Raw genomic sequence first — 10,731 nt, 5'->3', positions numbered from 1 at the left:
AAGCCCCCGTGCGACTTGCATGTGTTAAGCATTCCGCCAGCGTTCGCTCTGAGCCAGGATCAAACTCTCAGGTTCATACGCCAGCCCGAAAGCCAGCCTACGAAATCCCAGAACCCAAACCAAAACCCATCAAACCCAACACCCACCAACCATCCAGACCATCAATCAGCAGGCCAATCCACAGAACAACCCCACCACCAAGCCAAGGCCCAGCAGCAGCGCCGCCCGCGCGTCCCACCCCCATGCTCATCACACAGCAAGCAAGACCAAACCCACCAACCAACCATCCATAGATAGACAGCAAGCGTCACTTAAACGCGCTTCCAATAACACCAGATATAAATGTCAAAAGAACAACCATCAGGCGGACCCGATGGGAAACCGCCTCGCAACAGCTTCCCCTGCCCTTTCAGGCCCCGGAAACCGCCACTTGGCGATGGGAACCGCTTCGTCAGCGGGGCAACGATAATGGCGTTTCCGCCGGTTCTCGTCAAGCCCCGCCGTGCTGCGGTGCCCAGCTTCTACGCCCGGCCGAGGCCCGGGTCAACACCCGAATGCCCAATTCCGCAGCCCGACCGAATTCAGCTATCGGCCCGGATATTGTTGTCCCGGATCACCTTGCCCCAGCGCTCGATCTCGGCCGCCAGGAACCGGCCGCACTCCTCCGGCCCACTGGCCCGGACGTCGCAGCCCTGTTCCTCGATCTTCGCCCGCACATCGGGCTCGGCCAGGGCCTTGGCCAGCGCCTCCTGCATCCGCCGCAGGATCGGCTCCGGCGTTCCCGTCCGGCCGAGGAAGGCCCACCAGGTCGGCGCGTCGAAGCCGGGGAAACCCTGCTCGGCGAAGGGGGCGGTGCCGGGGACATGCCGGCTCTCCCGCAGGGTCGTCACCCCAAGCGGCCGCAGCAACCCGGCCCGGATATGCTGGCTGATGATGACCACATTCGACATGAAGAGCGGCACCTGCCCCGCCACCGCATCCTGCACGGCCGGTCCGCCGCCCCGGTAGGGCACATGCACCAGGCTGAAGCCACCCTGTTGCTGCAGCAGCGTGGTCGAGACATGCGCCAGCCCGCCGACGCCGGAGCTGGCGAAGCTGATCCTGTCCGGCGTCGCCTTGGCCGCCGCGACCACGTCCCCGAAATTACGGTAGGGCGTGCTGGAATGCGCCACCAGGGCCAGCGGCCCGGTCGCCACCAGGCTGACCGGGGTGAAGGCCTCCAGCGTCTTGTAGGGCAGCCGCATCAGCGTCTGGTTGGTCGCCTCGTTGTCGTAGGCGAGCATCCAGGTATAGCCATCGGGCGCTGCCCGGGCCGCCTCGATCGCCCCGATCGAGCCGGCGGCACCGCCCCGGTTGTCGATGATGACCGGCTTGCCAAGGATCTCGGCCAGCTTCGGCTGGAACAGCCGGGCGATGGTATCGGTCGAGCCGCCGGGCGGCCAGGGCACTACCAGCCGGATCGGGCGGTCAGGCCAGGCCTCCTGAGCCAAGCTGGGCGTGGCAAGGCCGGTGGCCGCCATGGCCAGCAGCGAACGACGGTTCATTCAGGCGTCTCCCCTCGGCGATCGAAGCCTGCCGCGGTGGATGCACCCGTTCCATCATCGGCTCAAGCCCGGAGACGTGTCTCGTACCCCGTCTCCAGTTCGAATCCCTCCTCGATGTGTTGCGCCAGCGCCTCGGCGACCGGGGTGCGCGGGCCGCGCAGCAGGCCGATGCCGAATTCCGGCAGCAGCGGCAGCCCCTCGGCGGGGCCGAGCGCCCGCAGCCCATCCGGCAGCGGCCCTGGCATGGCGACGGTGATCGCAAGCCCCGCCAGCGCCACGGCGAGCGAGCCGGAGAGCGAGGCCGCCGTATAGGCGACGCGCCAGGGCAGATCCGCCTTGTCGAGCGCGGTGATGGCGGCATCGCGCCAGGAACAGCCACCACTGGCAAGCGAAAGCGGCAAGGGCCGCCGGCGCGCCAACTCATCGGTCCCGACCCAGTAGAGCGGGCCGCGCCAGAGCCACCGGATGCGGGAACCGGGCGGTTCATTCCCTTCCGACAGCAGGGTGAGGTCGAGCTCGCCCTCGGCCAGCCGCGCCACCAGCTCATGCGATGGGGCGCAGGTCACTTCGACCTCGACCGCCGGATGGCTACCGGCGAATCGGGCCAGGATGCCGGGCAGCCAGCGCATGGCATAGTCGTCCGGTGTCCCGAGCCGCACCGCGCCGGCGACCGCGGGCTGGCGGAAGGTGCTGTGGATCTCGTCATGCAGGGCGAGCAGCCGGCGGGCCCGTTCCAGCAGCCAGAGCCCGTGCCGGGTCGGCTCCACCCCCCTCGCCCCGCGCAGCAACAGAGGCTGGCCGAGCATCTCCTCGAGCCGTCGGATCTGCATGGAGACGGCGGATTGGGTGCGGCCGACCGCCTGGGCGGCGCGGGTGAAGCTGCCGCCCTCGACGATCAGGACGAAGCTGCGGAGCAGGTCGGGATCGAGCCCGGGGGGGATCGAGAGCATGGCCCATCATCAGCAATGCTGATGGGAGTGGTCAATGCAATTCGTTTTCCTTATCCCCGGCCCGGAGCCAGCTTGGGGATGTGAGGAGAACCCGTCATGGCCATCCTGAACATCCCGACCCGGTCAATCCCCCTGCCCTGGCCCAGCCGCCCGGTGCTGCCCGGCCTCCGCGCCATGCTGCGCGCTGCCATCACCCGCCGGCAATTGGCGGAGATGGATGAGCGCATGCTGAGCGACATCGGCATCAGCCGCGTCGATGCGCTGCGCGAGGCCGATCGCCTGCCCTGGGATATCGGCCCGCCGCGGGTCTAAACGCCGCTCTCGGCGACTCGGATGCAGCGGGCGCTGCGCCCCGGCACCGGGGACCGCGGTGCCGGCACGCCGGCAAGGCAGGCCGGCTCCGCCTCCGCGCAACGCGGCGCGAAGGAACAGGCGGTCGGCAGCGTCTCGAGGCTCGGGGGCGCACCGGGGATGGTGGTCAGGCGCTGGCCGCGCATGCCGCCATGCACCGTGGCGCCGAGCAGCCCGCGCGGATAGGGGTGGAGCGGCGCCCGCATCATGGCGGCGACCGGCCCTTCCTCGACCACGCGGCCGGCATACATCACCGCCACGCGGTCGGCGATCTCGCCGGCCACGCCAAGGTCATGGGTGACGAAGATCACCCCCATGCCGAGTTGCTCCTGGAGCTTCCGCAGCAGCAGCAGCACCTGGATCTGCACCGTGGCGTCGAGCGCGGTGGTCGGCTCGTCGGCCAGCAGCAGCTTTGGCCGGCAGGCCAGCGCGACCGCGATCATCGCCCGCTGCCGGAGACCGCCCGACAGCTCATGCGGATAGGCCGCGAGCCGTCGCTTGGCGGAGGGAATCTGCACCAGCTCCAGCAGCTCCAGCGCCCGGGCCATGCCGGCGGCGCGGGTGACGCCCTCATGCCGCACCACCGTCTCGGCGATCTGCTGGCCGATGGTGAAGACCGGGTCGAGCGCGGTCATCGGCTCCTGGAAGATCATGGCGACGTCGCTGCCGCGAAAATCCTGCAGCTCGCGCTCATTCATCGCCTGCACGTCGCGGCCGGCGACCTCGATCCGGCCGGTGACGCGGGCTGTCCTCGGCAGCAGCTTCATCAGCGCGCGCAGCGTCACCGATTTGCCGGAACCCGATTCGCCCAGGATGCAGAGCACTTCGCCGGCGGCGAGGTCGAGATCGACGCCGTTCACCGCATGCATGGTGGCGTCGCGGGAGACGAAGCGGACCGAGAGGTCGCGCAGCATCACCAGCGGCTTCGCCACCGCGGTCTGGGTTGTCGGCTTCTCCAGGACTTCGCTCATGCCGCCAGCCTCCCCGCCTGCGAATGGCCGCTACCCGGCTCCGCCATATGGCAGGCCGCCTCATGGCCGCCGCCGAGATCGGAGGCTACGGGCTCCCGCTCGGCGCAGACCGCCTCCGCGAAGGGGCAGCGGGTGCGGAAGCGGCAGCCGGAGGGCGGATTGATCGGATTGGGCGGGTCGCCGGTCAGCGGCGGCTCGGTCCGGCGGGCGCCGGGATCCATCGAAGGGCGGCTGGCCAGAAGCGCCCGCGTATAGGGATGCGCCGGGCGGTCGTAGATCGCCTCCACCGGCCCCTGCTCCACCACTTGGCCGAGATACATCACCAGCACGCGGTCGGAGATGTACTGCACCACGTTCAGATCGTGGCTGATGAAGACATAGGTGAGGCCGAACTTCTCCTTCAGGTCCACCAGCAGGTTCAGCACCTGCGCCTCGACGCTCTTGTCGAGGGCGGAGACGGGCTCGTCCAGCAGGATCAGCCGCGGCTGCAGAGCGAGCGCGCGAGCGATGTTGACGCGCTGGCGCTGGCCGCCCGAAAGCTCATGCGGATAGCGCCGGGCGAAGGTGGCAGGGGCGAGGCCGACTGCGGCCAGCAGCTCATGCGCCCGGGCGCGGGCTTCGGCCGGGGCGATGCCATGCACCTTGGGGGCGAAGGCGATGCTCTCCTCGATCGGCAGGCGGGGGTTGAGCGAGGCATAGCTGTCCTGGAAGACCATCTGCACCTGGCGACGGTATTCCTTCAGCGTGATGCCGCCGGTCTGGGCATCCTGGCCGACGCCCTCGCCATCGAAGATCATCCGGCCGGCATCGGGCTCCATCAGCCGCATCAGCAGCCGGGCGGTGGTCGACTTGCCGCAGCCGCTCTCGCCGACGATGCCGAGGGTTTCGCCCTTGCGGACGGCGAAGGTCACGCCATCCACGGCGCGGACCGTGGCCACGGTGGCGCCGAACAGCCCGCCGCGGATGGGAAAATGCTTCTTCAGGCCGGAGAGCAGCAGCAGGGGCTGGGCCGGGCCACCGCGATCCGGGACGGGGGAGAGGGTCATGCCCGGATAGGCAGCAAGGCCCGTGCCACTAGCGGCGCAGGGCCTTCGTGATCAGCCTGCCCGCTTCCTGGGCAGCGCCGCCCTACGATGCGGCATCTACGCCCGTCCGACGCTGCTGTAGTGGAAGCCGGCCTCGCGCATGGCGACGGGATCCCAGGCGTTGCGGAGGTCGAGCAGGGTCTCGCCGCGCATGGCGCTGCGCAGGCGATCGGGGCTGAGCGAGCGGTATTCGTTCCACTCGGTCAGCAGCACCACCACATCGGCGCCGGTCGCGGCCTCGATCGGGCTGGCGGCGAAGCGGGTGGCCGCCGGCAGCACCTGCCGCGCCTGGCCCGGCTGCGGGTCGTGCACCGTGACCTCGACCCCGGCGGCGACCAGCTTCGGCAGGATCACCAGGCTCGGCGCGTCCCGCATGTCGTCGGTCTCGGGCTTGAAGGTCACGCCCAGGATGCCGACCGACTTGCCCGCCGGCGAGGGCCCGAGCGCGGCCAGGATCCGGTCGGCCATCGCCTCCTTGCGGGCGTCGTTCACCGCGATCGTCGCCTCGACCAGGCGGATCGGGGCGCCGGCATCGCGGGCCGTCAGCGCCAGGGCCAGCGTGTCCTTCGGGAAGCAGCTGCCGCCATAGCCCGGGCCGGGATGGAGGAACTTCCGCCCGATCCGGCCATCGAGGCCCATGCCGCGGGCCACGTCATGGACATCGGCGCCGACCCGCTCGCAGAGGTCGGCGATCTCGTTGATGAAGGTGATCTTGGTGGCAAGGAAGGCGTTCGCCGCATACTTGATCAGCTCGGCCGTCTCGATGCTCGTCGCCACGATCGGCGTCTCGATCAGGTAGAGCGGCCGATACAGCCGGCGCAGCGTGGCGAAGGCCGCATCGCTGTCCGCCCCCAGCACCACCCGGTCCGGGCGCATGAAGTCGCCGATCGCGTTGCCCTCGCGCAGGAACTCGGGGTTGGAGGCAACATGGATCGTCAGGTCCGGCCGCACCCGCTGGACGATCTCCCTGATCTTCTGCCCCGTCCCGACCGGCACCGTGGACTTGGTCACCAGCACCAGCCCGTCCTTCTTCGCCGCCCGGGCCACGCCCTCGGCCGCGGCATAGACATAGCGCAGATCGGCATGGCCATCGCCGCGCCGCGAGGGCGTGCCAACCGCCAGGAAGACGCAATCCGCGCCCTCCATCGCCTCCTCCAGATCGGTCGTGAAGCCAAGCCGGCCATCGGCATGGTTCTCCGCCACCAGCTTGTCGAGCCCAGGCTCGTAGATCGGGATCACCCCGCGCCGCAGCGCCTCCACCTTCGCCGGGTCCGTGTCCACGATGCAGACATTCACCCCGAACTCGGCAAAGCAGGCACCAGACACCAGGCCGACATAACCGGCTCCGAGAACCGCAATTCGCATGATGGGGCATCCCGTTGGGCGGTGCGCATCCCTATCCTGCAGCCGGGCCCGATGCAACCAATGCGTGAGCAATGACAGGGGTGACCCGGCAAACCCATAGGGAAGCGGCCAAGCCCGCGCTACAAACGGGGAGACAGACAGGAGGAGGGCGCGATGCGCGCGATCTTCGTACAAATTAAATGCGAGATGGGCCATGCCTACCGCGTGGCACGGGCCATGGCCGACACCATCCCGGAACTCTCGGAGATGCATTCCATCTCCGGCCAATATGACCTGATGGGGAAATTCTACCTGGAGCCGGACCGCGATATCGGCCTGTTCGTGGTGGAGACGCTGCAGACCGTGCCGGGGGTGAAGGACACCTATACCCTGCAGACCTTCAATGCCTTCTCCGCCACCGGGGACTGAGCACCCCTGCTTGCCACGCTGTCGCCGCGATGCAGTGCCAAGCTTCGGGCAAGGAGAAAGCCATGATCCGCCGCATCGCCGCCGCCGCCCTGCTCTCGTCCAGCCTGATGCTGGCCGGCTGCCAGAACCCGGACGGCTCGACCAATTGGGGCAACACGCTGCTGCTGGGCGCCGGGGTCGGCGCCGCGGCGGCGCTGGCGGCGGGCGCCGCCAGCGACAAGCCGCGGCCCTATTATAGGAACCGCGGCTATGGCGGACACGGTGGCTACCGCCATCCCGGCTATGGCGGCGGCTACGGGGGCGGTTATGGCCGCCCCTATCGCGGCTGGTAGAACCTCAGCCGAAGCTGAGGAATTCCGGCATCGAGGCGATCGGCGGCGCGGCCTTGAGCGCCGCCAGGTCCGGCACCGGCCGGCCAAACTGCGCATCCCCGGCGAAAGCCGCCTCGATCGCCGCCGCGACGCCGAGCACGAAGGCGTCCCCGCCGCGCGGTCCGACGATCTGCAGGCCAAAGGGCATGCCCTTGGCATCGACGCCGAGCGGCAGGCTGATCGCCGGATGGCCGGTGAGCGTCACGTAATAGGCCAGCGCCAGCCAGTGGAAATAGGTCCGGGTCGGCTGGCCGTCGATCTCCTTCGGGAAGAGCTCCCGCCAGTTGCGCGGGCTGATGGTGATCGCCGGGGTGATCAGCACGTCATGCTCGGCGAAGAAGCGCTGGAAGTCGCGGTAGATGCGGGTCTGGAGCTGCGCCGCCCGCGCCGCATCCTGCAGGCTGTAGCGCAGGCCTTCCTCGACATTGGCGATGACGTTCGGCCCGCAATCCTGCGGCCGGGTGCGGACCTTCTCCGCATGCGCGGTCAGTACCCCCTGGGCGCGCAGTACCTCGAAGGCCTCGTCCCCGCCGGAGCAGTCGGGATGGGCGGCTTCGGCCCGGGCGAAGAGCGGGGCCATGGCGGCGACCCGCGCCCGGAAGGCTTCCCGCACCACGCCCTCGGTCGGCGCCTGGCCGAGATCCTCGGAAAAGGCGAGCTTCAGCGTCGAAAGGTCGAGGCTGCGCGGCGGGCTGAACAGCGCCCCCTCGCCCCGCACCGGACGGGCGTGCAGCGTATAGGCCAGCGGGTCCCGCGCATCGTCGGAAGCCATGGCCGAGAGCAGCAGGCAGGCATCGCCCACGGTTCGCGCCATCGGCCCGAGCACCGGCAGCGGCGACCAGCCATGCGCCCGCTTCTCGGAGCAGACGAGGCCGGGACTCGGCCGGTAGCCGACGATGCCGTTGAAGGCCGCCGGGTTGCGCAACGAGCCGCCGGTATCGGAGCCGGAGCAGAGCGGCGCCATGCAGGTCGCCAGCGCCACGGCCGAGCCACCGGAGGAGCCTGCCGCCGAGCGGGTATTGTCGAAGGCATTGCCCGTCGCGCCACGGACCCGGTTGCGGGTATTGGCGCCGAGGCCGAATTCCGGCGTGTTGGTCTTGCCGATGACAATGCCGCCGGCGGCGCGGATGCGCGCCACCATCCCGCAATCGGCCTCGGGCACGAATTCGGCGAAGATCGGGCTGCCATAGGTCGTCAGCAGACCCTTCGTCTCCTCCAGATCCTTGATGCCGACGGGCAGGCCGTGCAGCGCGCCGAGATGCTCGCCCCGCATCACCGCCGCCTCGGCGGCGTGGGCAGCGCTGCGGGCGGCCTCGTCATCGCGGGCGACGATCGCGTTCACCGCCGGGTTCACCGCATCGATCCGGGCCAGGCAGCTCTTCAGCAGCTCGACCGGGGAGAGCGCCTTGCGGCCGATCAGGCGGCGCGCCTCAAGGGCGCTGAGGTCGCAGGGTTCGGTCATCCAGCGAGTTCCTTCTCGTAGAGCGCGAGGGTGCGGGAATCGAAGCAGGCGAAGATCACCTCCAGCGGCCCATAGGCCACCAGCTCCTCCCGCACCGTGACCACGGCGATGCGGACCGCCTGCTCCGGCGGGTAGCCATAGATGCCGGTCGAGATGGCGGGAAAGGCGATGGAATGCTCGCCCACCTCGCGCAGGCGGGCGAAGCTGGAGCGGTAGGCGGAGGCGAGCAGGCCGGGCTCGCCGGCGGTGCCGCCGCGCCAGACCGGGCCGACGGCATGGATGACGTGGCGGGCCTTCAGCCGGAAGCCGGGGGTGATGCGCGCCTCGCCGGTCGGGCAGCCGCCGAGCTTGCGGCAGGCGGCGAGCAGCTCAGGCCCGGCCGCGCGATGGACGGCGCCATCGACTCCGCCGCCGCCGCGCAACCCCTCATTCGCCGCCGTCACCACCGCATCGACATCGAGGGTGGTGATATCGGCCTGGACCGCCCGCATCATGGGTCTAGAAGCCCAGGGCGCAGCCATCCTTGCGCGGGTCGCTGCCGCCGATGAGGGTGCCGGCCTTGCGGTCGATGAAGATCGCCTGGCCGCCGCCATGCGGCTTGTCCATCAGCGCCACCTCATGGCCCATCCGGCTGAGGCGATCGACGACGCTCGAGGGAATGCCCCGCTCCAGCTCCACCGCGCCCTTGCCCGGCGCGGGGAAGAGGCGCGGGCAATCCAGCGCCTCCTGGATGTCGAGGCCGAATTCGAAGTGGTTGGTCAGGAACAGCGTCTGGCCCATGGGCTGGAAATGCCCGCCCATCACGCCGTACGGCATGATCGCCTCGCCATCCTTCATCACCATCCCCGGGATGATGGTGTGCATCGGCCGCTTGTTCGGCGCGATGCAGTTCGGATGGCCTTCCTGCAGGCGGAAGCCAAAGCCGCGGTTGTGCAGCATGACGCCCGACTTCTCGGCCAGGATGCCGCTGCCGAAGCTCTCGAACAGGCTGTTGATGAAGGAACAGGCATTGCCCTCCTCATCGACGACGCAGAGGTAGACGGTGTCCTTGTGCTTCGCCAGGTCGCTGGTGCCGGCCGGCGGCAGCAGCTTCATCGCCCGCTCATCGCTGATCAGGCCGCGCAGGCGCGACAGATAGGCCTTGTCGGTCAGCGCCTCGACCGGGACATCCACCTGCGACGGATCGGCGAGGAAGGCGTCGCGGTCGCGATAGACCAGCCGCGCCGCCTCGATATGGCGGTGATAGCGCTCGGCGCTGAGCGGCCCCGCTTCCGGCGTCTCGAAGCCCTCGAGGATGCCGAGGAGCTGGAGGACATGCAGGCCCGAGCCGTTGGGCGGGCACTGATAGACCTCCATGCCACGCCAGGCGGTCTTGATGGGGTCGACGAATTCGGCACCGCGCAGGCTGCGGGCGAAATCCTCCTCGGTATGCAGGCCACCCAGCGCCCGGAGCGTGGCGACCATGTCGGCCGCGATCTCGCCCTCATAGAAGGCGCGGGCGCCCTGGGCGCCGATGGCGCGCAGCGTCTTGCCGAGCTCCGGCTGGAGGAAGCGGTGGCCGATCTTCGGCGCCTCGCCATCCACCAGGAAGCGGCGGGCCGAGGCCTCGTTGCCGCGCAGCTTGCCAGCGGCCGCGGCCCAGTCGGAGGCGACCCGGGCATGAACCGGCCAGCCCTCCTCGGCGCAGCGGATGGCCGGGCGCAGCAGCTCGCCCAGCTCCTTCCGGCCATAGGTCTTGTTCAGCAGCTCCCAGCCCGAAACCGCGGTCGGGATGGTGACGACATGCGGGGAGGTATGGACCAGCGTGTTGACCTGGCGGGCCCGCAGCGCCTCCGGCGTCGCGGCGGCCGGGGCGCGGCCGGAGCCGTTCAGGGCGATGACCTTGCCCGTGCCGGCCGGGGCATAGAGGCAGAAGCAGTCGCCGCCGATGCCGGTGCTCTGCGGCTCCACCACGCCGAGGACGGCGACGGCGGCGATGGCAGCGTCCAGCGCATTGCCGCCGCGCTGCAGAACCTCCAGCGCGGTGAAGGTAGCGATCGGCATGGAGGTGGCGGCCATGCCCTTGGTGCCATAGACGGCGCTGCGGCCGGGGGCGTGGAAATCGCGCTTCATGGGGCTGCTTCGTCCTCTGGACCTTGGGCGTTCCGGATCGGGCTCTTGTGGCGGCAGGGCGCGGCTTCGGCAAGCCGCCTTGCCCCGTTCTCCAGGCCCAGGTTAAGTGAAA

Annotated in this window: 11 protein-coding genes and 1 rRNA gene; 3 read left to right on the top strand and 9 right to left on the bottom strand. The window is 69.6% G+C overall.

The features are described from left to right. The 3 genes from JMJ55_RS16790 to JMJ55_RS16780 all read right to left on the bottom strand — a co-directional run. Nucleotides 1-75 (bottom strand): 16S ribosomal RNA (locus JMJ55_RS16790); the annotation flags it as partial. A 506-nt stretch (nucleotides 76-581) separates the two neighbouring features. Further along, nucleotides 582-1,544, bottom strand: a complete 963-nt coding sequence (locus JMJ55_RS16785; RefSeq protein ID WP_202826727.1) for a Bug family tripartite tricarboxylate transporter substrate binding protein — start codon at nucleotides 1,542-1,544, stop codon at nucleotides 582-584. A 62-nt stretch (nucleotides 1,545-1,606) separates the two neighbouring features. Then, nucleotides 1,607-2,494 (bottom strand): LysR substrate-binding domain-containing protein, encoded by an 888-nt coding sequence (locus JMJ55_RS16780; RefSeq protein WP_202826726.1) that lies wholly within the window; start codon nucleotides 2,492-2,494, stop codon nucleotides 1,607-1,609. A gap of 96 nt (nucleotides 2,495-2,590) precedes the next feature. Between JMJ55_RS16780 and JMJ55_RS16775 the strand changes: the two genes are divergently transcribed. Next, on the top strand, nucleotides 2,591-2,806 hold the full coding sequence (locus JMJ55_RS16775; RefSeq protein WP_202826725.1) for a DUF1127 domain-containing protein: 216 nt from the start codon (nucleotides 2,591-2,593) through the stop codon (nucleotides 2,804-2,806). Here JMJ55_RS16775 and JMJ55_RS16770 read toward each other — a convergent pair. The 3 genes from JMJ55_RS16770 to JMJ55_RS16760 form a co-directional block, all read right to left on the bottom strand. After that, complete coding sequence (locus JMJ55_RS16770; protein ID WP_202826724.1) at nucleotides 2,803-3,816, bottom strand: ABC transporter ATP-binding protein; 1,014 nt, start codon at nucleotides 3,814-3,816, stop codon at nucleotides 2,803-2,805. The genes JMJ55_RS16775 and JMJ55_RS16770 overlap by 4 nt on opposite strands. After that, nucleotides 3,813-4,862, bottom strand: a complete 1,050-nt coding sequence (locus JMJ55_RS16765) for an ABC transporter ATP-binding protein (RefSeq protein WP_202826723.1) — start codon at nucleotides 4,860-4,862, stop codon at nucleotides 3,813-3,815. The genes JMJ55_RS16770 and JMJ55_RS16765 overlap by 4 nt, the downstream gene beginning before the upstream one ends. A 96-nt stretch (nucleotides 4,863-4,958) precedes the next feature. Then, on the bottom strand, nucleotides 4,959-6,266 hold the full coding sequence (locus JMJ55_RS16760) for a UDP-glucose dehydrogenase family protein (RefSeq protein ID WP_202826722.1): 1,308 nt from the start codon (nucleotides 6,264-6,266) through the stop codon (nucleotides 4,959-4,961). Between the two features lie 153 nt (nucleotides 6,267-6,419). On the opposite strand from JMJ55_RS16760, the gene JMJ55_RS16755 reads away from it, so the two are divergent. Both JMJ55_RS16755 and JMJ55_RS16750 read left to right on the top strand, forming a co-directional pair. Next, nucleotides 6,420-6,674 carry an Lrp/AsnC ligand binding domain-containing protein gene (locus JMJ55_RS16755; protein ID WP_202826721.1) on the top strand — a complete coding sequence of 85 codons (255 nt, stop codon included), beginning with the start codon at nucleotides 6,420-6,422 and terminating at the stop codon, nucleotides 6,672-6,674. Between the two features lie 62 nt (nucleotides 6,675-6,736). Then, nucleotides 6,737-7,006, top strand: coding sequence for a hypothetical protein (locus JMJ55_RS16750; protein ID WP_202826720.1), 270 nt, complete (start codon nucleotides 6,737-6,739; stop codon nucleotides 7,004-7,006). A gap of 4 nt (nucleotides 7,007-7,010) precedes the next feature. On the opposite strand, the gene JMJ55_RS16745 is transcribed toward JMJ55_RS16750, so the two are convergent. The 3 genes from JMJ55_RS16745 to ggt are packed head-to-tail and all read right to left on the bottom strand — an operon-like array spanning nucleotide 7,011 to nucleotide 10,619. Then, complete coding sequence (locus JMJ55_RS16745) at nucleotides 7,011-8,507, bottom strand: amidase (RefSeq protein ID WP_202826719.1); 1,497 nt, start codon at nucleotides 8,505-8,507, stop codon at nucleotides 7,011-7,013. Then, complete coding sequence (locus JMJ55_RS16740) at nucleotides 8,504-9,001, bottom strand: O-acetyl-ADP-ribose deacetylase (protein WP_328702675.1); 498 nt, start codon at nucleotides 8,999-9,001, stop codon at nucleotides 8,504-8,506. Before JMJ55_RS16740 ends, JMJ55_RS16745 begins: the two co-directional genes overlap by 4 nt. Nucleotides 9,002-9,005: 4 nt before the next feature. Continuing rightward, on the bottom strand, nucleotides 9,006-10,619 hold the full coding sequence (gene ggt, locus JMJ55_RS16735) for a gamma-glutamyltransferase (protein ID WP_236033768.1): 1,614 nt from the start codon (nucleotides 10,617-10,619) through the stop codon (nucleotides 9,006-9,008). Nucleotides 10,620-10,731: the final 112 nt, after the last annotated feature.

Origin of the sequence: Belnapia mucosa (genome assembly GCF_016775475.1) — a bacterium.
Lineage (GTDB): Bacteria > Pseudomonadota > Alphaproteobacteria > Acetobacterales > Acetobacteraceae > Belnapia > Belnapia mucosa.
This window is presented reverse-complemented; position numbering and strand designations above follow the sequence as displayed.

What these genes read in the sequence shown, in the direction of transcription:
- JMJ55_RS16785 (WP_202826727.1), bottom strand. Translation starts at nt 1,544, where the DNA reads ATGAACCGTCGTTCGCTGCTGGCCATGGCGGCCACCGGCCTTGCCACG.
- JMJ55_RS16750 (WP_202826720.1), top strand. Translation starts at nt 6,737, where the DNA reads ATGATCCGCCGCATCGCCGCCGCCGCCCTGCTCTCGTCCAGCCTGATG.
- JMJ55_RS16780 (WP_202826726.1), bottom strand. Translation starts at nt 2,494, where the DNA reads ATGCTCTCGATCCCCCCCGGGCTCGATCCCGACCTGCTCCGCAGCTTC.
- JMJ55_RS16765 (WP_202826723.1), bottom strand. Translation starts at nt 4,862, where the DNA reads ATGACCCTCTCCCCCGTCCCGGATCGCGGTGGCCCGGCCCAGCCCCTG.
- JMJ55_RS16745 (WP_202826719.1), bottom strand. Translation starts at nt 8,507, where the DNA reads ATGACCGAACCCTGCGACCTCAGCGCCCTTGAGGCGCGCCGCCTGATC.
- JMJ55_RS16740 (WP_328702675.1), bottom strand. Translation starts at nt 9,001, where the DNA reads ATGATGCGGGCGGTCCAGGCCGATATCACCACCCTCGATGTCGATGCG.
- JMJ55_RS16775 (WP_202826725.1), top strand. Translation starts at nt 2,591, where the DNA reads ATGGCCATCCTGAACATCCCGACCCGGTCAATCCCCCTGCCCTGGCCC.
- JMJ55_RS16770 (WP_202826724.1), bottom strand. Translation starts at nt 3,816, where the DNA reads ATGAGCGAAGTCCTGGAGAAGCCGACAACCCAGACCGCGGTGGCGAAG.
- JMJ55_RS16755 (WP_202826721.1), top strand. Translation starts at nt 6,420, where the DNA reads ATGCGCGCGATCTTCGTACAAATTAAATGCGAGATGGGCCATGCCTAC.
- ggt (WP_236033768.1), bottom strand. Translation starts at nt 10,619, where the DNA reads ATGAAGCGCGATTTCCACGCCCCCGGCCGCAGCGCCGTCTATGGCACC.
- JMJ55_RS16760 (WP_202826722.1), bottom strand. Translation starts at nt 6,266, where the DNA reads ATGCGAATTGCGGTTCTCGGAGCCGGTTATGTCGGCCTGGTGTCTGGT.